Source organism: Acinetobacter sp. YH16044 (assembly GCF_013417145.1).
GTDB lineage: Bacteria > Pseudomonadota > Gammaproteobacteria > Pseudomonadales > Moraxellaceae > Acinetobacter > Acinetobacter amyesii.
Genome location: NZ_VPEK01000016.1, coordinates 14,877 through 33,873, shown reverse-complemented (window position 1 = coordinate 33,873; position 18,997 = coordinate 14,877). Strand labels below are relative to the sequence as shown.

Below are 18,997 nucleotides of genomic sequence, written 5' to 3'. Positions count from 1 at the left end.
ACGTAAATGGAAAATTTATGCAAAAAAAAGTAGTGGTTTTTAGTCAAATAGATCAAGAAATAATCCAACGTTTAGAACAGCAATTTAAAGTTTTCCAAATTAGTCCTAAATTGGGCGATGTGAATCAGCAAATTCTTGAGCATTCAAAAGATGCTGACGCCATGATTGGTGCGGGACGTTTGTTGAATGCCTCAAATTTAGCGCATGCATCACAATTAAAAGTCATCTCAAGTGTAAGTGTCGGTTATGACAACTATGATTTAGCATTTTTAAATCAAAAAAATATCTGGTTGTGCCATACTCCGCATGTATTGACGGAAACTACAGCAGATTTAGCATTTACCTTATTGATGAGTGCAGCACGTAAAGTGCCTGTATTGGATCAATGGACCAAACAAGGGCAGTGGAAGCGTACAGTTGGTCCTGAGCAATTTGGCATGGATGTCTTTGCTAAAACCATCGGAATTATTGGCTTAGGACATATTGGCGCAGCAATTGGACGTCGTGCTCGCTACGGCTTTAATATGAATGTGCTCTATCATAATCGCCGAGAAAAAATTGAATTGGCTGAATCTTTATCAGCGCAATATTGCGATTTGGATGATTTGTTGCAACGTGCTGACTTTGTGGTCGTTGCAGTGGATTTAAATGCAGAATCGAAAGCTTTAATTGGTGAACGTGAGTTGGCCTTGATGCAATCGCATGCGGTATTGGTCAATATTTCACGCGGTTCAGTGATTGATGAAGCCGCTTTAATCGATGCATTAAGTCGTGGTCAAATTTTTGCAGCAGGCTTAGATGTGTATGAGCAAGAGCCACTTCAAGAATCCCCATTATTTACATTAGCCAATGTCGTGACATTACCCCATGTAGGTTCAGCAACAGCGGCAACCCGTAAACGTATGGCAGAGTTGGCTTATCAAAATTTAGTGGATGTTTTGGTACATGAACGCGCGCCACGCTATGTGGTTAATCCAAAATTTGAATAAACAATCACAACAGTTTTCTCCATAATTCACCAAAATTCAATGCTATATTCGATGAAGAACGAATATGAAATTTAGAGAATAGACTTTGAAAAAGATTTTACTGGCATGTGGTCTCGGGCTTTGTTCGACATTGGCGCAGACGCAGTCCGTAGATTTTAGTTCATTCCCACAATTTTCTGTGCCTGAAATAGGTAGTGGCGTCGGCTTGTTGGATCAACAAAAAGAACGTGCCATTGGTGAGAAAGTGTATCGTGAGGTGCATCGACAACTCCCTGTGACTGAAAATCCGTGGATGGAGGATCGTCTTTTATCTGTTTTTACGCATATTTTGAGTCAAACTCAACTCAATCAACCGGTCGGTTTGTTATTAATTAATGATCCACAAATTAATGCTTTTGCTGTACCTGGCGGTTTATTTGCATTAAATGCAGGATTAATTAATTCAGCACGTAACATGGATGAAGTGGCAGGGGTGATGGCGCATGAAATTGCACATGTATCACAACGTCATTACAGTCGTTCGCAAGAAGCCTTTAAAGGGCAAGGTTTATTGTCACTAGCTGGTATTTTGGTCGGAGCCTTGGTGGCATCGCAGGCAGATGGTGATGTCGGTGCGGCTGTAATGATGGGTTCACAAGCTGCTTTGATGGATAAACAGCTAACCTATAGCCGAAACCAAGAACGTGAAGCAGACCGTATTGGGATGCAGTATATGTACCGTGCTGGATACAATCCGCAGAGCATGGCTGACTTCTTTGAAGTGATGCATCGCTCTACGAGTCGAGTGAGCTTTCTGCCTGATTTTTGGTTGACGCATCCTCTAACCACGGAGCGTATGAGCGAAGCGCGCTTACGTGCCAATCAGTTGCCTCAAGTTAAAACCAGTTTGGTTGATCAAGATTTTGAAATTCTGCGTTGGTATAGTCGAGTACTGTCAGGTCAGGCAACTGAATTGCAATTAAATGCAATGGTGGCGCAAAAGAATTATGCAGCTGAGCTGGCTTTAGTGAGTTTACATATCAAGCAAGGTGACTTTAGTGCTGCCCAAAAGTTATTAAATGAAGCGGCAAAACAAAATGCATCGCATGCACTTTTTATTATTTTACAGACCGATGTGCTGTTGGGACAAAACAAAACAGCCGATGCTGTGAACGCTGTGAAAAGTTCGGCAATCATCATGCCTGAAAATCGGGCATTAAATTATAAATATGCAGAGGCTTTGATTCGAAACAAAGAATATGCCCAGGCACAACTGATTCTACAGCGATTTTTACAAGCAAATCCGCTTGACTTGACTGGTTGGCGACTGATGTTGCAAATGGCTGATGCAGACAAAGATGCAAGCTTCCGTTCGGTCAATGTGCTGCGATATCGAGCTGAAGTAGAGTATTGGGGTGGGGATGAAGAGCGAGCGATTAAATCTTTGCTACAGGCGCAGCGCATCGCCAAAGACTCGAAAAGTCTTTCTGCGAAAATCAAGCAGCGTGTGGACGAAATGCAAAATGAACGGAAATTAAAAATATAAAGATTTCAACTGTGATGCACTTATCTATGTTGATTATAAAGTGCAAATTGTAGTTTTAGTGGCTTAGATAAATCAGTGTAAACTAGCTGGATGTAAAATGTTTATGATTAAGAACTTACAAATGAAAAATATGATTTTGGCGGCCTGTCTGTTGGGCTTAGCAACGAATATTGCAGCAGCGAGCGCAGAACAATATGTGATTGCTGTGAATGATATTAACGAAAAATATAAAACCGATGTACGCCAATTTTTTAGTCAGTTAGACCCACAGCAACAGGGATTTAAAGCAGACCAGCAAGTGAAATACTGCGGTATTGTTCAGACTTATGTAAATGATCTATATCGTGCTGCAGACGGAAATCGTGCATTTTTAGATCGTGAGTACCGTAATATGAATAAGCAGGATGTGATTCAGCAGGTGATCGCATCAAAAGAGATGCAATTATTAAAAAAATATAATGTGCAATGTGCCCTAAATTAAAATTGGTTTTACAAACATTTTAAATCATTGCGAGAAACTGAAAAAAATGAAACTCGATGATTTTGATATAAGTCATGGCCGAATCACGCTTCAGTTGATTCAGCGTCACGATGCAAAAGCACTTTATGAAGCGATCTGTCAAAGTATAGAGACCTTACGAATGTTTCCTGCAAGTTTGGCTTGGTCCTTACAAGAACCTAATTTAGATGCTTCATTGGCATTTTGTGATTCGAGAGTGTTGGCTGCGTTAAATCAGGAAAATTTTGTTTACGTGATTCGTGAGCAACAGTCGCATAACTTTTTAGGTGTCATGGATATTCATCAAATCAATTGGATGGAAAATCAAGCTGCCGTTGGATTTTGGGGAAATGTTGAATTTAAAGGGCAGGGTTTGATGACTGAAGCCTTGCAGTTATTTGTGGATCAATTATTAAATGGTCTAGGATTTCAGCAATTAAACGCTTTTGTAGATGTGGAAAACAAGCGAGCGCGACGTCTATGTGAACGAGCAAATTTTAAATTGATTGAAATCGAACAAGCTGCAATTCAAAATCCAGTAGATGGAAGTTGGCGAGATATTTGTAAATATGAAATCGTAAGATAATAAAGAAAAAAATAATTGATTAATGAATTTGAATTATTTTTGAATTTGGATAATTTGGCTATTTAAGTCATTAGCGTACTTAAATAGACCAAATCAAACAATATAGATGAAAGATTAAGAGAGTTTCGCTTTAATTTTAGCTGAAACTTGTGCAGGATCGGCACGTCCGGCTATGAGCGGACGTAGAGAGTTCATCACCTTACCCATATCTTTCATGCTAGTAGCTTCTTGCGCAGTAATTGTTTGCGCAATGATGGAATCAAGTTCTTCCTCAGTCATAGCTTCTGGTAGAAATTGAGATAACACCTCAATCTCGGCTTGTTCCTTACTAGCTAAATCATCTCGGTTTGCACCTAAAAAGGCTTTAACCGATTCTTTGCGTTGTTTGATTTGCTTTTCAATGACCGCAAGAACTTGCTTATCGTCAAGCTCTATGCGCTCATCGACTTCGATTTGCTTGATTGCTGCCTGTAGACTACGTATTACCGTTAACTTATCCATTTCTTTAGCACGCATTGTTGCTTTCAAAACTTCAGTTATTTGGTTTTTTAAAGTAGTCATTTATCTTGTCCAGGTTAGTCAATCAATCACAAATTAATCTTAGTAAAGGCGAGTAGTACGTACTGATTCGCGAGCCAATTTCTTTTGGTAGCGTTTAACAGCAGCAGCTTTTTTACGTTTACGTTCTTGAGTTGGTTTTTCGTAGAATTCACGTTTACGAACGTCAGCAAGAACACCTGCTTTTTCGCATGAACGTTTGAAACGACGGATAGCTACGTCTACTGGTTCGCCTTCTTTCAATTTAACTTGTGGCATGAAGAATCCTCATTAAGTTATGGATAAGATCTCGGGTCGAATTACCCTTGATCACAAGTGAAGGTCAGTATTTTACTCATTTACATCTCATATCACAAGTCTATAATAGGTTTCGCAATATTTTGAAATGGGCAAAAGGCAGTTTAATGATCGTTTTAGGCTTGGAAACTTCGTGTGATGAAACAGGACTCGCACTCTACGATAGTGAGCAAGGATTACGCGGACAAGTATTGTATAGCCAAATCAAACTGCATGCAGAATATGGTGGTGTGGTACCTGAATTAGCTTCACGTGATCATGTGCGCAAGTTAATTCCTCTAATAAAACAATTGCTTGAAGAAAGTCAGATAGATAAATCTGAAATTGATGCCATTGCATATACCCGCGGACCGGGCTTGATGGGTGCCTTAATGACTGGCGCATTGTTTGGTCGCACATTGGCATTTGCACTGAATAAACCTGCTATTGGCGTGCATCATATGGAAGGTCATATGTTGGCGCCTTTGTTGTCTAAAACTCCACCAGAATTTCCATTTGTGGCACTTTTAGTCTCTGGCGGACATACTCAATTGATGGCTGCTTATGGAATCGGTCAATATGAATTATTGGGTGAGTCGATTGATGATGCAGCAGGTGAGGCATTCGATAAAGTCGCTAAAATGATGGGGCTACCATACCCAGGTGGTCCAAATATTTCGAAATTGGCGATGAATGGCGACATCAATGCCTTTGAATTTCCACGCCCAATGCTACACCAAGGTTTAGATTTTTCATTTAGTGGGCTAAAAACTGCCGTTTCAGTTCAATTGAAAAAAGTTGAAGGCGAAGGTCGTGAGGCGGATATCGCTGCATCTTTCCAAGAAGCGTTAGTTGATACTTTGGTGAAAAAATCAGTGAAGGCCTTAAAACAAACTGGTTTAAAACGTTTAGTCATTGCTGGTGGTGTAAGTGCGAACAAACGTTTACGTGAGCGCTTAGAAGCTGACTTGGCAAAAATCCGTGCAAATGTGTTTTATGCAGAACCTGCGCTGTGTACAGATAATGGTGCAATGATTGCGTTTGCAGGTTATCAGCGTCTTAAAGCGGGTCAGCATGATGGTTTGTCTGTTACAACTACACCGCGTTGGCCGATGACGGAATTAAGTAATCCAAACGAAGCGTAAAAATCGTGTTCAGCTGAACTGTTAAAAAATCCCGGCTTTAGGCCGGATTTTTTTTATCTGATCCTGCAAAGCTTATTTTAAATACGTTTTTTATATGCGTAGCCTAATGCGGCAATCAGCCGGATTAAGACTCTTCCGGCTTAAAGCTTTTTTCTCTGAATTGACTAGGTGACATATTGGCCCAGCGATTGAAAGCGCGGCTGAAATTTGAGGGGTTGGTATAGCCTAGCTGTTCTGCAATCTGCTCAATAGATATCTCAGGATTATTCAGCAGATTTAATGCAGCCGCATATTTCTTACGCTGTTTTAATTGCTGAAAATTTTGCCCTTTCTGCTGCATCCGGCGGTAAATGGTTTTAGTTGAGACCATCTGCTGTGAAGCAAGAGTGCTCAGTGTTGCATGCAGTGAATAATGCAGATCAGCGGCTTGAGAAAGCTTTAAACTGGATTCGCATTCCGCAATCGCTTGATCAAAGCGCAGCGCATTGGCGCAGAAATTCACTTCATGCATTAGGTCTTTCGGAAATGAAATTTGCCATCGCTCAGCATTCATCTGAATTTGGATTCTGCGGTTTAAAAAATCCGCGGTTTGCAGGGAATCTTTAAAAGACAATATAAAATCTGCCTGATGATACGGCAGCAATTGAACCAGTATTTTATATAGGCAAATGACAGCGGATTTTAAAATGATGCGCTGCAAAGCTTGGTCAATGCAAAAAACCGACTGAATTTCTAGTTCAATATTATCTGAATGTTCATGCACGCTGAGCGCTAGGCCCAAGCCAAACAGATCCCAAAACCTGTGGGCTGTATCTAAAGCGCTCTGTACATTTGGCGCTGAAACAATGGCTGTGCCCAAGGGGTCAAATAATTGCGGGCTGAAGCGCCAGCCAATATCCGCACCAATATCATGCTCAGGCAATTGTGTCCGAATGGTGTCGATTAACTTGAGATACTGAATTAAATCGATCCGGCTGACATTCTCAAAAGGGTGAAAGCCAATGCTTGAATCATCAAGATGCACGCCATGTTGCTGCGCATAATCTAAGTAAGTTTCAACCAATACAGATGGTAAAAACATACACTGTCCTTTTTATTTTTATGTCCGAAAATGACAGATGATCTGTCTATTGCTGATCTTCACTATGGCATTGACTTCGCACAAAATCAACACAGCCCATTCAAGGAGAACATCATGCAGAATAAATGGATTTATCAAGATGCAACGGCATTGGTTCAGGCGATAGCGCAAGGAGAGTGCAGCAGCCGTGATTTGCTGGAGGCGCAAATTCAGCGTATTGAGCAATATAACCCTAATATCAACAGCTGCGTGGCATTTGATTTTGAGCAGGCGAGAAAATCTGCAGATCAGGCGGATTTGGCAGTCAGAGAACAGCATTCCTTAGGTGCGCTGCATGGGCTGCCAATGACCATTAAGGATGCATTTAAGGTCCGGGGTATGCCATGTACAGACGGCAATCCGCTATTTCGAGACTATATGCCTTCAGAGCATGCTGCGGCGGTGCAAAAATTATTAAATGCCGGCGCGATCGCATTTGCAAAAACCAATGTGCCCTTGAAGTGCGCAGATATTCAAACCTATAACCAGATTTATGGGACGTGCAATAATCCCTGGAATATCAGTTTAACTGCCGGCGGTTCATCGGGAGGAGCGGCGGCTTCACTGGCTATGGGCTTTAGCGCATTGGAGTTGGGCAGTGATATAGGTGGATCGATTCGAACCCCTGCGCATTTTTGCGGTGTATATGGACATAAAACCACATACGGCTTGGTCAGTTTTAATGGGCATATTCTCAATACAACAGATGAGCTGAGTGAACCGGATTTGGCTGTGATCGGGCCGATGGCGCGTTCAGCGCGGGATTTAAAATTAATGCTGGATATTTTGGTTCAGCCGGATGCTCAAGAGTTTCGGGATTTTCAGTTAAAAGAGTGCGAGAAACAAAGCCTTGAGGAATTTAAAGTTCTGTTTTGGCTAGACGATGACGCCTGTCCAATTGACTCAAGGATGAAGAAAAAGTATGAAGAACTGCTGTTAAAGTTAAAACAAGCCAATATTCAGGTCGATACAGGCCGTCCTCAGGGCTGGGATTTTGATGAGATATATGCAAGTTACAGCTCTAAGCTGGTCAGTCAGATGATGATCGCTGATTCAAAATTGCAGAAAATGTCTTTGTCATGGCTGTCGCCTTGGACCAAATTGCTGCAAGGGAAAGTAAAAATGCCTGCGCAATTATATGCATATGCCCGCGGCGCCAATTTATCGCATGCCGAATGGGCTGCGGAACATGAACGGGCGCTGCATCTCAAACAGGAATGTTTAAAAATCTTTGCGGATTATGATTTGATTCTGTGCCCGCCGATTTTTACTTTAGCCTTTGAACACAATCATCAGGAACCGATGGTGATGCGCAGCTTGAATGTGGATGGGCAAAAACGGTTTTATTTGGATTTATTTAAATGGATCGCGCCTGCGACGGTTTTGGGATTACCAACAACTTGTGCCCCAATTGGCCTATCTGAAGATAATCTTCCTGTAAATATTCAGATTATTTCTAAGCCGTATGCAGATAAAGTCACTATTCAATTCGCATCATTGCTGGCAGAACTGTCAGGGGGATTTCAGCCTCCTGAAGTTTAAGCGTAAAAGTAAAGCCCTGAAATGATGTCAGGGCTTTACAGATAAAAATATTGATTTTTTAAACGCAGATTGATTCTTGTGCCGCATCTTGCGCGTCATATAAGTGTCAAAAGCGTACCCTTATAGGTGCTGCAGCCGCTGCGAGCCAATCCAATGCTTTGAAAACTGATAAGCAGCACGCCCTGAACGTTGCCCACGACCTTGACACCAACGCAGTGCTTCAGCACGCGCTTCATCTGTCCAAGGCATTGCAGCTTTTGCCAAATAGTGTTCAACGATTTCTAAATATAAATTTTGATCCATTGGGTAAAACGACAGCCACATCCCAAAGCGGTCAGAAAGAGATATTTTTTCTTCAATCGCTTCCTGTGGGTGGAGCTCGGTATATTGAGGAACATCTACCTTAGTTACAGGTGTATTTTCATGCATGAATTCAGGCAATAAATGACGACGGTTACTGGTAGCATAAATAATAAAATTACTTGAACCTGATTGTAATGAACCGTCCAAAACACTTTTTAAGCTGCGATAGTTTTCATCTTCAGCATTAAACGCCAAATCATCACAATACACGATAAATTTTTCAGGGCGCTTTTCAATTAACTTTTGGATTTCTGGCAAATCAGATAAATCATCACGCTCAATTTCAATTAAACGTAAACCTTGATCTGCATAATGGGTCAGTAGGGCACGGACGATGGATGATTTACCTGTACCACGAGAGCCAGTGAGTAAAACATCATTGGCAGGTAAGCCTTTTATAAACTGTAAAGTGTTTTGAATCACTTTTTCTTTTTGACGCTCAATTCCTTTTAAATCTTCTAAATACATGACTTTGGGCTGTTGAATAGCTTTAAGCTGTTTATCTTGCCATTTAAACGCGATACTCGAAAAATCGGGTGCTTGTTTAAGCTCAGGCAAACTGTGCTGTAGTTGTAAGAGTACAGTAGATAGCGATTGAAGGATATTGTCAGGTAAATCAATTGTAGCCATGATAAGTCAGCGTGTCGTGTCTTGTTGTTGGTTGGTATATGACAGCAGTGTACATCAATAATGCAGTTATAATCGCCTAAATATGTCAAAGTTTAATGATTGTTCTGGGAGATCAGCGCTATTCGAACAACCAAAAAGTTGTTATAAATCTAGCTGAGTGAACAGTTTAAAGTGTGCTGAGGGATAGTCATGTTGTTTACAGGGTTTTCAAAAAGTATTAATCCACATCAGGCATATCGGATAAAAAAATTAAAGCGTCAGCTCGACCGTGCTGAATGTTATGAAGAATGGAAAGATATCGCACTTAAAATAGATGAAGAATCGGGTGCGCAAGAATGGAAACTCGATAATAGTTCACCGTATTTTGATGCAGAAATTATTACTCATCGTTTAGGGTTACTGAGACGATATCGTGCTCAGAAACGTACTCGAGATTTGATGTACATTTTAAGTGAAGGTTTAACTTATGATGTGGGCAATATTGCCCATCCCTTGCTGTTTACAGAAGCCTACGTCGGTACCAAAAAAATTATTGAAGACTATGTTGATGAGGTGAGTCAAAGTTTGGCATTTATCGCATCCGAAGAATGCGTTTGTCTCAATGCTGCACAAAAAATTGAATTCTTTGAACAAAGCCAAAAAGCCTATGGTCAACCTGTTTTGATGTTTTCAGGCGGTTCAACTTTAGGTTTGTTTCATACCGGTGTGTGTAAAGCACTGATGGAACAAGATTTGATGCCAAAAGTTCTGTCTGGTTCCAGTGCTGGCGCAATTATGACCGGGATGTTGGGTGTATCTAAACCGTCAGAATTTACCAATTTATTAAACGGACAAAATTTCTTTAGTGAGGCATTTCACTTTCGTAAATTGACTGAGTTAGTGCAGGGCAATGGTGGTTTGGCAGATGTAAAATATCTGAAAAAGTTTTTGGTTGAAAACTTAGGTGACTTAACTTTTGCCGAAGCATATAAGCAATCAGGTCTGCATATCAATGTGGCAGTTGCGCCTTATGATGCATCACAAGATGCACGAATTATGAATGCGTATACATCACCAGATTTGTTGGTGTGGAGTGCAGTGTTGGCATCTTGTGCAGTGCCCATTCTATTTCCACCGGTACGACTGACCAGTAAGCGTTATGACGGGCAATTTACGCCATATATGTCGGCTACACGTTGGGTGGATGGTAGTGTGCGCAGTGATTTCCCACAGGAGAAAATGGCACGTCTATATAATATTAATTATAGTATCGCCAGTCAGGTCAATCCGCATATTGTGCCGTTTATGCAGGATGATGCATCACGCTTTCGTAAAAGTATGTTGAGTTGGCCTGAGCGGATCGTTCGTCGTCAAGGTAAGGTGATTAGTAAAGGGGTGATGGATTTTGCCCGTGAGCGTGCAGGAAGTATCCCACCTGTAAGACGTTTGCTTGATCATGGTTATGGCGTGGTGGATCAGCGTTACTATGGTGATGTCAATATTGTGGGGAAATATGGCTTAAGACACTATAGTTATATGTTGCAAAATCCTCGACCTTATCTGTTTAAAGTATTGCAGCGTGAAGGTGAAAGAGCCACTTGGCCGAAGATTTCATTAATCGAAACGCAAGCCCGCATTGGTAAGACCATTCAGCATTGTTTGGAATTATTAAATTATCAAAATGAACCCAGTCAACGACATGCAGAATTTATTGCGGTTTAAATCCACAGATTTAGCGCAAACCATTTGCGAGCCAAAAACCAAAACCAAAAGTTTGGTTTTTGGCCGTCGTCTATATCAATTTCAATTCAATCAACAACGTTATTGGCTCAAGGCGCAAGTCAGTGACAGCAGCCCTGAACATGTAGCTAGTTTTGATCGAGAAATTGAGCTGTACCAGCTATTCAATCAAGCGTCTACACAAAACAGTATCACGCTACCTTTTCAAGTGATAAAAGAGACGCATCTCAGTATTCAGCTAGAGCCTATTGATCGCCTATTAATACTGCCCAATGCTGAGCCTTGGTTCTTACAGCCTGTATCGAATTTGAGCATTGAGCAGGTGAGGCAAGTGCTATGGCAAGCAATCGATGTGGTTGAGCGATTAAGCTTGCACGGTTGGATACATGCAGATTTAAAACAAGAGCATTTTGTGAATTGGCAAGGGCAGTGCAGACTCATCGACTTTGAGCAAGCGCTCCCGTTGGCTGTTGACCAGCAAAATGCCTTAACTGCGACACCACGTTATATGGCTCCAGAACTTTTCCATGGACAAGCAAAATCTTTGCACAGTGATATCTACGCTTTGGGAATAATTTTCTTGGAATGGCTGACATCACAGCGTTTGGAGGCAAAAAACTATCAAGATTGGGCCTATATACATTGCCAACGCTTAAAGCTTGACCTGCCAATGCAATATCAAGGGTTTAATCAGCTAATGCAACACATGTTGATGAAGCAAAAAAATGACAGATTGGTAGATTTCTATCGCTTAAAAAGCGACTTAGTTGCTGAATTTGCTTAAGAAAAATACAAAAAAAGCACTATTGTTTTTTATTTAAACAAACAAGATGCTTTTTTATAAAAAAGGCTTGTCATGTAAGGGTGATCTCTATAATATACACAGCCATCGGGGACGTGGCGAAATTGGTAGACGCACTGGATTTAGGTTCCAGCGCCGCGAGGTGTGAGAGTTCGAGTCTCTCCGTCCCCACCACTGAATTACTAAACATGAGTTTGGTAATGAAGGTCACAGAGGATTGGTGTAATGGTAGCATGACGGTCTCCAAAACCGTTCGTCAAGGTTCGAATCCTTGATCCTCTGCCAAGTTTTAAAAAGTCTGACATTGTCAGCACCCCTGTTGGGGACGTGGCGAAATTGGTAGACGCACTGGATTTAGGTTCCAGCGCCGCGAGGTGTGAGAGTTCGAGTCTCTCCGTCCCCACCACTTAATTTATTAAGTTGCCAAATAAACAGGTTTTTAAAACAAATTAAAGTCTGACATTGTCAGCACCCGAGTTGGGGACGTGGCGAAATTGGTAGACGCACTGGATTTAGGTTCCAGCGCCGCGAGGTGTGAGAGTTCGAGTCTCTCCGTCCCCACCATTAGATTAAGCAAGGTTTTATACCTTGCTTTTTTGTTTTTGAAATTCGAAAAAATCAATGTCTCAAACGTGGTTTTTTTTTGAAGACTAATTCTAATAAAAAAATCTAATAAAAGAATGATGAACCAGAGATACAGCAAGATGTCTTATCTTGCTTTTTTATTGTCTGAAATTTATCTCGTTAAAATGAGTCAGTAAAACAAAGGTGAAAAAAAGCCCGCATATACGGGCAAATTTAGAAATGCGGATTCGAATCAATCGAATTAAATCATTTATTTCTAATCGTTCGAATAAATTATAAAGAAGATTATGCCTTTAAATGATCTTCAAACTCTTCACCGAGCTGCATGGCCAAAGCATTACCAGACAAATCTACAGTCACTAGACCATATTCTTTTTTAAAACTGAATGTAAATCCACGATTATCTGCCAGTGTACGAACAGAATATCCTAACTTTTCTAACCAAAGACGGAAGGCAACTAAATTTTTTGCTTTAACCACTTTTTTCACGAGCGAACTCCTTATCAATCATTAAAATATTAAATAGGGGTGTCAAAATATTTTTTAAAGGGGAAATGGAAAACTTTTATTTAAAATATGAAATTTTGATGGATAAATAAACAGATTATCGGCTTGTAAACGGTATAAACTTATTTAACTCGCTGTTTTATAAAAAGCTAAACTTAATGTAAGTAAATATAACGTATTTTAAAAATTATGTTTTTGGCAGTTGGATTAAAATATATCCTATGTGCATAGAGAAGCTGTGCGCAAAATAAACGATTGCTTGGCTTAGATTGCACAGCCGTTTGGGCATGCAGTTGTGGATTGCAAATAACAGCTTGTTCAAAGCCTAATTCGCTGGATAGGTGAGCATGCAATGCTATTTCTCATCAAGATTTATCGAAAAGCTTTTATACTATGTTCTATTGGTATAAGTAGATTGAACGCATGCAGAACATTGAGCACGATGTCAAAGCAAAAATTGAACAGATGCAACAAGCGGGACAGACGCCTGTTGCGGTGATGCTTGGACATGAAGATTGGTTGGTCTTTTCGGAGCAATCCAAAGTGGCATATACACCATTTGGTAGTGCACGACGTTATCAGCCGGCATTAGGTGGTTTATTGATGGTACGTATCGATGAAATGCAAGCCGTACGAGTTGTGACTCAAGCTGAATTGGATGAGTTTGCTGCCACCAATCAAATTTTATAAATATAAAATGATGAATTGGCCCGAAATATTCATCACAAATAAAAAAGTTTATTTGTGATGAAATCTAAAATGCTTATAACTCGCAATCCAATTAAAAATTGTCTTTGAGTTCTCTTAAGCGCTGAAATGCTTCAACACTTTCTGCACGTAAAAATGGATTGGTTTCTAGTTCTAATTCAATACTGCTTGGTAAAGTACATTGCCCGAGCATGCGTAGGGATTCAACCTCATCAAACCGCTGTTGTATGGCAAGGTTGTCAGGTTCAACATGCCGCGCAAACTGCGCATTCGATAGGGTGTATTCGTGAGTACAATACACTTGAGTTTCAGCAGGGAATGCGGCTATACGGTTCAAGGAATCGTACATTTGTTGAAAGGTGCCTTCAAATACACGTCCACAGCCCATAGCAAATAATACATCGCCACAGAACAGTGTATGAATGTCATCGATAAAATATACGATATGACCGAGGGTGTGGCCGGGCGTTGCTGTTATTTCAACTTCAAGACCATGAAATTCAAAACGGTCATTATGATCGAGAGGATAATTCACCCATGGAATACGGCTTAATTCTGCACGGGGACCGTAAACGGCAATGTTTTTATCCTGGATAAGTTCCGGTACGCCACCGACGTGATCTTTATGCCAATGCGTTAACCAAATTTGTACGAGATTGAGTTGATGTTCCTGACAATAGCGCTCGACTAAGGCAGCTTCAGTAGGATCTACCGCAATGACATCATGGCTTTCGGTGTGTTCAAGCAGCCAAATATAATTTTGCAGTGAATTTTTGACATCCAATGTATGTATTTTAAACGCCATATCCATTCATTCAATATTTAAAATTAAGTTAAAGTTAGCATGAAAATGCTCAAAACGGATGATTATTGATTTTCAGCCCTAGATAAACGACAGAGTTCATAGCACTATTTTAGTCTGGTGTCTCGTCTACAGATACAGGATTACCAATGGTATAAAAATGCCCACCAGCAACATGGTGCAGACTTTTCCATTCATCTTCTACTTCATGATAATACCAATGTACGTTACGGAAGACGCGGTCGTCTGCATAGGCAGCAATGACTTCGCCAATAAACAGATCGTGCGCTTGTTGATTGTGCGGCTCAGGAATAAGTTTGCACAGTAGCCAGGCAGCACAACCTTCAACCACAGGAATATCTGAGTGATTAAATTGAAATAATTCCACGCCACATTGGCGTAATTTTTCTGGCGCATCACGTTGGCTCATCATGCCAAGTGCATAGACCAGTTTGAGTTGTTTCAGTGTTGGCACTTGTAAGGCGAAATAACCTGAATTTTCAATAATTTCACGTGTTTTAGTTGATTTATCCAGTACTACTGTCACTTTTGCAGGATTGAACTCTAAGGCGCATGCCCATGCTGCAGTCATGACACCAGTATGGGTTTGGTCTTTAGCAGAGACGAGCACAGTCGGCCCATGATTTAAAAGTCGGTATGATTTTTCTAAAGGAACAGGGTGAATATGCGTTTTCAAAATTGTGCCTATATTTAAGTTCATCTAAAACTTAGATGTTTTATTAAAAAGTGTTGCCACATAGCATATTACGCATGAAATATTTTCAAAAGCCTTTAATATAAATCACTAAATCAGGAGTTCTATCAATGAAAATGTATCAAGTGGACGCATTTACCAAAGTGTTGTTTAAAGGCAACCCAGCGGCGGTTTTGGTGTTGGATGAATGGTTAGATGAACACTTGATGCAACAGATTGCTTTGGAAAATAATCTGTCTGAAACTGCATTTGTGAAAAAAATTGACAGCAGTAATTATGAAATTCGTTGGTTTACACCGACCACTGAAGTGGACTTTTGTGGACATGCGACATTGGCCAGTAGTTATGTACTTTTTGAGTTTTATACGGCTGAAAAAAATATCCAATTTCATGTCAAAAATCTCGGTATTTTTAGCGTAAATAAAGCTGAAGATGGAAAAATTCTGATGAATTTCCCTGTGCGTCGGGCACAGGTCGTGAGCGATTATCCTGAAGAGCTACGTCTAGGGTTGAGTCAACCTTTTAAGCAGGTTTATCAGAATGCGCAGGCGTATATCGTGGAATACGAAACGGCTCAACAAGTTTTGGACGAACGACCGAATTTTGAAATTTTAAAACGACTGGGCAAAATCCGCACCGCAATTACAGCACCGGGTACGATTACCGATGTTGCAATCACTGCGGCAGCCCAGCAATATGACTGCATTTCACGCTATTTTGCACCGGGTAATGGCATCAATGAAGATCCTGTTACGGGTTCTATTCATACCGGAATCGTGCCTATTTGGGCAGAACTTCTACACCAGCGTCAGATCTTGGCGTATCAAGCATCAAGCCGTGGTGGTGAGTTACATTGTCAAATGCTCGAAAATGACCGTATAGAAATCTCAGGCTATGCTTGTTTATATATGCAGTCTGACATTTATATCTGAACATAAATCAAATACATGCTGTCTCATTCTGCAGCATGTATTTAATAAAAAGTAACTATTAATCCAGAAAAGCTCAGCATAAAATCAAAACCAATCTGATCGACAGCATTACGCTGATCGATGCTAAATATAAAGGACACTTGAATTACATGCGTATTAAACATTTAACGCTTTCACTTTTTTTTGCAGGTTTAAGTACAAGCCTCTTTGCTCAACCTGTATTGGTTAAAACTGAACAAACCATTGAAGAATATAAATTAGATAACGGTTTTCGTGTGGTTTTGGCGCAAAACGATAAAGAAAGCAAAGTGTTTATGAATACGGTGTATTTCACGGGTTCTTTAAATGACCCTGCGGGCAAAGGTGGTTTGGCACATTTGCTCGAACATTTGGCCTTTAAAGGCACTGAAAATGTCAAGGGTGATGAATTTCAGCGTCGCTTAGACCAATTCACGCTGATGACCAATGCCAGTACGGATTATTATTCAACGAAATACACCAATGTGATTCGTCCTGAACAAAGTTCAATCGATCAAGTTTTGCATTTGGAAGCAGAACGGATGGACAAATTGGTACTTCAGGAAAAATTTGTACCGACAGAAATTGATATCGTTAAGCGTGAACGTGAAATTCGTTTAGATCAGCCATTTTCCGTCTTAATCGACCAAGTTTTAAAAGAAGCCTATGGCAATCAATCTTTAGGTCGTTTACCGATTGGTGATTTGAAAGAACTTCAATCGATCAATATGAACGAATTAAACCAGTTCTATCGCCGTTGGTATGCGCCAAATAATGCAGTGATGGTGATTTCTGGTAAGTTTGATAAAGCGGCTGTATTAAAACAAATTGATCAACAATTTAGCCCAATTGCCGCACGTCAAATTCCTGAACAGGCCAAAGTCCCTAAATTAGATGGAACGAAATTAAAGCAACGCGAATTTACTGTTCATAAGGGTAGTGACTTTGGCAAATTTAATATTTATATAAATGGTGCAGTCGAACCGATTAAAACCGCTTTGGCGGTATCTCCAACCTTGTATACCTTACAGCCGAGTGGGCATTTGTATCAAAGCATGGTGGAAACAGGGACAGCAACCGCAGTTCAATCGACCACATGGTTAGATAAAGATTTTAATTTGGTGTTTATGGGGGCGATATATGGCCCAAGTCATGATGCAAACAAAGTGGCAACCAGTCTTGCACAAGGTGTGGAGCAGAACAAAGCCTTTAATGACGTCGAGCTAAACCGTGTTAAAAGCCTGACTCGAAATATGGCTGACAATGTTAAGAATAGCGCTACGGCACTTGGCGAACGTCTCAGTTCTTATACTGTGGCTTATAACGGAGACTGGACTCAATATTTCCGTGACTTAGATAAAGTACAAAAGCTGAATGTAAGCGACGTGAATCAGGTGTATAAGGATTTTCTAAAGCCTGAATACCGTGTCACAGGAAATATTCTGCCTACACCTGAAGATCAAAAGAAAGCACAGCAACAAGCAGCGTCAAAACCTGCTGAAACTTTAGATCAGCAAGCACCTGCAGAAGAGCCATTGAAAGATGCGAGTGTTTATCGTGCTGAAGTGAAGCAATATGTTGCAGAGTCTAAGCAATATCTAAATCAGAAAGAGAAGCAGATTCAGCGCGCTAAATTTAAAAACGGCATTCAGTATGCGTTGTTTCCAACTAAAACCCGTGATGACAAAACCTATGCCACGATTGCATTGGATTTTGGTACAGCGCAAAGCTTAATGAATAAAGGTGAGTTGCTAGATTTGACAGCTTATCTCATGTTCCGTGCATCTAAAGATCAAAGTTTACAGCAAATTGCCGATAAAATTATTGATGTCGGTGGTGGTGCAACGGTTAGTGCAAATGATAATGGTCTCATGATTCAGGTGGTTGCACGTAAAGAAAAATTTGCTGATTTTTTGCAATATGTTATTGATGTTATTAAAGCTCCGGCCTTTGAGCAGTCACAATTTGATTTAATCAAAGCGCAAAGTTTATCGAGTTTAGATCGATCTTATACAGAGCCGGATACCGTTGCTGCAATGACACTGTCGCGTATTGTCGAGATCTATGAGCCGGGGGATATTCGTTATCACTTCGAACCTGAACTTGCGAAAAAACAAATTGAGTCGGCTACACGTGATCAAGTGCAGCAGTTACATCAAAAATTCTTTAAAACACAGCATGCACAAATTGCGGTAACAGGTGATTTTGATACCAAGCAAATAGAAAAAATTCTGAAAAAAGAATTTGCAGATTGGAAAACCAGCGAACCTTATCAACGCTTAGAGTCTACATTTACAGCGTATCCTGCACAGAAAGTGCATGCATTGTCTGAACAGCGTGAGTTTGGTAGTTACCAAGCCATTATGACTCTACCTGTAGGTGTAGAGCATACCGATTCTCCTGCGTTACAAGTATTACGCCACATACTTGGTGATTCACAGTTGTCTTCACGTCTAGCCCAAGAGTTACGTGAAAAGAATGCACTGGTTTATGGTTTTAGTGCAGACATTAATTTTGATGAATGGGTGAATTCAGGTGTACTGAGTATTGATGCAAACTACACTGCGGGTAAATCAGCACAAGTTTCTCAGTCTGTTCATAAAGTGTTGCAAAACTTATTGAAAAATGGCGTGACGGAACAGGAAGTAGAAGCGGCCAAAGCCAGTATTTTGAAAAAGCGTTTAACTGCACTTGAAGATGACCGTCGCATTCATAGTATGTTGATTCCACAGTTAGAAAAAGGTCGTGATTTAAACTATCGTGAAAAGCGTGATCAACGCATTGCTAGTTTGACCAAAGCGGATGTTGATGCTGTCATCACAAAATATATTCAACCTGAACATTTGGTTGAGGTGATGTCTGACCAATATGGTCAAGCCGTAAAATCTACTCAAAAATAAACCGAATAAAAAAATCCTCCAGATGGAGAATTTTTTTGAGCCGCAATGGATAGCTTGATAGCAAAATAGCTTAATG

Annotated in this window: 18 protein-coding genes and 4 tRNA genes; 15 read left to right on the top strand and 7 right to left on the bottom strand. The window is 40.5% G+C overall.

Going from position 1 to position 18,997, the window contains the following annotated elements; translation table 11 throughout:
• Positions 1 to 17: 17 nt before the first annotated feature.
• From FTV38_RS10680 to FTV38_RS10665, 4 genes are all read left to right on the top strand, one after another.
• Positions 18 to 989 carry a D-glycerate dehydrogenase gene (locus FTV38_RS10680; RefSeq protein ID WP_180022455.1) on the top strand — a complete coding sequence of 324 codons (972 nt, stop codon included), beginning with the start codon at positions 18 to 20 and terminating at the stop codon, positions 987 to 989.
• 85 nt (positions 990 to 1,074) lie between these two features.
• Positions 1,075 to 2,514 carry a M48 family metalloprotease gene (locus tag FTV38_RS10675; RefSeq protein WP_180022454.1) on the top strand — a complete coding sequence of 480 codons (1,440 nt, stop codon included), beginning with the start codon at positions 1,075 to 1,077 and terminating at the stop codon, positions 2,512 to 2,514.
• A 121-nt stretch (positions 2,515 to 2,635) separates the two neighbouring features.
• Entirely contained in the window at positions 2,636 to 2,995 is a 360-nt protein-coding gene (locus FTV38_RS10670) for a hypothetical protein (RefSeq protein ID WP_180022453.1), read from the top strand.
• Between the two features lie 46 nt (positions 2,996 to 3,041).
• The gene (locus FTV38_RS10665) at positions 3,042 to 3,599 is read left to right on the top strand and encodes a GNAT family N-acetyltransferase (RefSeq protein ID WP_180022452.1); all 558 of its coding nucleotides are present in this window, start codon (positions 3,042 to 3,044) and stop codon (positions 3,597 to 3,599) included.
• Between the two features lie 114 nt (positions 3,600 to 3,713).
• Here FTV38_RS10665 and FTV38_RS10660 read toward each other — a convergent pair whose 3' ends face one another.
• On the bottom strand, positions 3,714 to 4,160 hold the full coding sequence (locus FTV38_RS10660; RefSeq protein WP_078188856.1) for a GatB/YqeY domain-containing protein: 447 nt from the start codon (positions 4,158 to 4,160) through the stop codon (positions 3,714 to 3,716).
• Positions 4,161 to 4,199: 39 nt separating this feature from the next.
• Complete coding sequence (rpsU, locus tag FTV38_RS10655) at positions 4,200 to 4,415, bottom strand: 30S ribosomal protein S21 (RefSeq protein WP_001136722.1); 216 nt, start codon at positions 4,413 to 4,415, stop codon at positions 4,200 to 4,202.
• A 146-nt stretch (positions 4,416 to 4,561) separates the two neighbouring features.
• Between rpsU and tsaD the strand changes: the two genes are divergently transcribed.
• Entirely contained in the window at positions 4,562 to 5,578 is a 1,017-nt protein-coding gene (gene tsaD / locus FTV38_RS10650; RefSeq protein WP_180010338.1) for a tRNA (adenosine(37)-N6)-threonylcarbamoyltransferase complex transferase subunit TsaD, read from the top strand.
• Positions 5,579 to 5,702: 124 nt separating this feature from the next.
• Here tsaD and FTV38_RS10645 read toward each other — a convergent pair whose 3' ends face one another.
• The gene (locus FTV38_RS10645) at positions 5,703 to 6,659 is read right to left on the bottom strand and encodes an AraC family transcriptional regulator (RefSeq protein ID WP_180022451.1); all 957 of its coding nucleotides are present in this window, start codon (positions 6,657 to 6,659) and stop codon (positions 5,703 to 5,705) included.
• A 114-nt stretch (positions 6,660 to 6,773) separates the two neighbouring features.
• Between FTV38_RS10645 and FTV38_RS10640 the strand changes: the two genes are divergently transcribed.
• Entirely contained in the window at positions 6,774 to 8,240 is a 1,467-nt protein-coding gene (locus FTV38_RS10640) for an amidase family protein (RefSeq protein ID WP_180022450.1), read from the top strand.
• Positions 8,241 to 8,360: 120 nt separating this feature from the next.
• On the opposite strand, the gene FTV38_RS10635 is transcribed toward FTV38_RS10640, so the two are convergent.
• Positions 8,361 to 9,233, bottom strand: coding sequence for an ATP-binding protein (locus FTV38_RS10635; protein WP_180022449.1), 873 nt, complete (start codon positions 9,231 to 9,233; stop codon positions 8,361 to 8,363).
• A 189-nt stretch (positions 9,234 to 9,422) separates the two neighbouring features.
• On the opposite strand from FTV38_RS10635, the gene FTV38_RS10630 reads away from it, so the two are divergent.
• From FTV38_RS10630 to FTV38_RS10605, 6 genes are all read left to right on the top strand, one after another.
• A complete protein-coding gene (locus FTV38_RS10630; protein WP_180022448.1) occupies positions 9,423 to 10,934 on the top strand; it encodes a DUF3336 domain-containing protein in 1,512 nt (503 codons plus the stop codon).
• Positions 10,912 to 11,736 (top strand): protein kinase, encoded by an 825-nt coding sequence (locus FTV38_RS10625; protein WP_180022447.1) that lies wholly within the window; start codon positions 10,912 to 10,914, stop codon positions 11,734 to 11,736. The genes FTV38_RS10630 and FTV38_RS10625 overlap by 23 nt, the downstream gene beginning before the upstream one ends.
• Positions 11,737 to 11,843: 107 nt before the next feature.
• Positions 11,844 to 11,928 (top strand) — tRNA-Leu (locus FTV38_RS10620).
• A 37-nt stretch (positions 11,929 to 11,965) separates the two neighbouring features.
• Positions 11,966 to 12,039, top strand: a tRNA-Trp gene (locus FTV38_RS10615).
• 36 nt (positions 12,040 to 12,075) lie between these two features.
• Positions 12,076 to 12,160, top strand: a tRNA-Leu gene (locus FTV38_RS10610).
• 73 nt (positions 12,161 to 12,233) lie between these two features.
• Positions 12,234 to 12,318, top strand: a tRNA-Leu gene (locus FTV38_RS10605).
• A 306-nt stretch (positions 12,319 to 12,624) separates the two neighbouring features.
• Here the strand turns inward: FTV38_RS10605 and FTV38_RS10600 are convergent.
• A complete protein-coding gene (locus FTV38_RS10600) occupies positions 12,625 to 12,828 on the bottom strand; it encodes a hypothetical protein (RefSeq protein WP_078188846.1) in 204 nt (67 codons plus the stop codon).
• A 441-nt stretch (positions 12,829 to 13,269) separates the two neighbouring features.
• On the opposite strand from FTV38_RS10600, the gene FTV38_RS10595 reads away from it, so the two are divergent.
• Positions 13,270 to 13,536: a hypothetical protein gene (locus FTV38_RS10595; protein WP_078193609.1), complete on the top strand. Its 267-nt coding sequence runs from the start codon at positions 13,270 to 13,272 to the stop codon at positions 13,534 to 13,536.
• A 91-nt stretch (positions 13,537 to 13,627) separates the two neighbouring features.
• Here the strand turns inward: FTV38_RS10595 and gloB are convergent, their stop codons facing one another.
• Positions 13,628 to 14,359, bottom strand: a complete 732-nt coding sequence (gloB, locus tag FTV38_RS10590) for a hydroxyacylglutathione hydrolase (protein ID WP_180022446.1) — start codon at positions 14,357 to 14,359, stop codon at positions 13,628 to 13,630.
• Positions 14,360 to 14,468: 109 nt separating this feature from the next.
• Entirely contained in the window at positions 14,469 to 15,077 is a 609-nt protein-coding gene (locus FTV38_RS10585) for a flavin reductase family protein (RefSeq protein ID WP_180022445.1), read from the bottom strand.
• Positions 15,078 to 15,181: 104 nt separating this feature from the next.
• On the opposite strand from FTV38_RS10585, the gene FTV38_RS10580 reads away from it, so the two are divergent.
• Together FTV38_RS10580 and FTV38_RS10575 are read left to right on the top strand one after the other, a co-directional pair.
• Positions 15,182 to 16,003 carry a PhzF family phenazine biosynthesis protein gene (locus tag FTV38_RS10580; protein ID WP_180022444.1) on the top strand — a complete coding sequence of 274 codons (822 nt, stop codon included), beginning with the start codon at positions 15,182 to 15,184 and terminating at the stop codon, positions 16,001 to 16,003.
• Between the two features lie 149 nt (positions 16,004 to 16,152).
• A complete protein-coding gene (locus FTV38_RS10575) occupies positions 16,153 to 18,921 on the top strand; it encodes a pitrilysin family protein (protein WP_180022443.1) in 2,769 nt (922 codons plus the stop codon).
• The last annotated feature ends 76 nt before the right edge of the window (positions 18,922 to 18,997 follow it).

Coding starts and splice junctions, on each gene's coding strand:
- FTV38_RS10680 (WP_180022455.1), top strand. CDS start 18: ATGCAAAAAAAAGTAGTGGTTTTTAGTCAAATAGATCAAGAAATAATC.
- FTV38_RS10670 (WP_180022453.1), top strand. CDS start 2,636: ATGAAAAATATGATTTTGGCGGCCTGTCTGTTGGGCTTAGCAACGAAT.
- FTV38_RS10665 (WP_180022452.1), top strand. CDS start 3,042: ATGAAACTCGATGATTTTGATATAAGTCATGGCCGAATCACGCTTCAG.
- FTV38_RS10660 (WP_078188856.1), bottom strand. CDS start 4,160: ATGACTACTTTAAAAAACCAAATAACTGAAGTTTTGAAAGCAACAATG.
- rpsU (WP_001136722.1), bottom strand. CDS start 4,415: ATGCCACAAGTTAAATTGAAAGAAGGCGAACCAGTAGACGTAGCTATC.
- tsaD (WP_180010338.1), top strand. CDS start 4,562: ATGATCGTTTTAGGCTTGGAAACTTCGTGTGATGAAACAGGACTCGCA.
- FTV38_RS10645 (WP_180022451.1), bottom strand. CDS start 6,659: ATGTTTTTACCATCTGTATTGGTTGAAACTTACTTAGATTATGCGCAG.
- FTV38_RS10640 (WP_180022450.1), top strand. CDS start 6,774: ATGCAGAATAAATGGATTTATCAAGATGCAACGGCATTGGTTCAGGCG.
- FTV38_RS10635 (WP_180022449.1), bottom strand. CDS start 9,233: ATGGCTACAATTGATTTACCTGACAATATCCTTCAATCGCTATCTACT.
- FTV38_RS10630 (WP_180022448.1), top strand. CDS start 9,423: ATGTTGTTTACAGGGTTTTCAAAAAGTATTAATCCACATCAGGCATAT.
- FTV38_RS10625 (WP_180022447.1), top strand. CDS start 10,912: ATGCAGAATTTATTGCGGTTTAAATCCACAGATTTAGCGCAAACCATT.
- FTV38_RS10595 (WP_078193609.1), top strand. CDS start 13,270: ATGCAGAACATTGAGCACGATGTCAAAGCAAAAATTGAACAGATGCAA.
- gloB (WP_180022446.1), bottom strand. CDS start 14,359: ATGGCGTTTAAAATACATACATTGGATGTCAAAAATTCACTGCAAAAT.
- FTV38_RS10585 (WP_180022445.1), bottom strand. CDS start 15,077: ATGAACTTAAATATAGGCACAATTTTGAAAACGCATATTCACCCTGTT.
- FTV38_RS10580 (WP_180022444.1), top strand. CDS start 15,182: ATGAAAATGTATCAAGTGGACGCATTTACCAAAGTGTTGTTTAAAGGC.
- FTV38_RS10575 (WP_180022443.1), top strand. CDS start 16,153: ATGCGTATTAAACATTTAACGCTTTCACTTTTTTTTGCAGGTTTAAGT.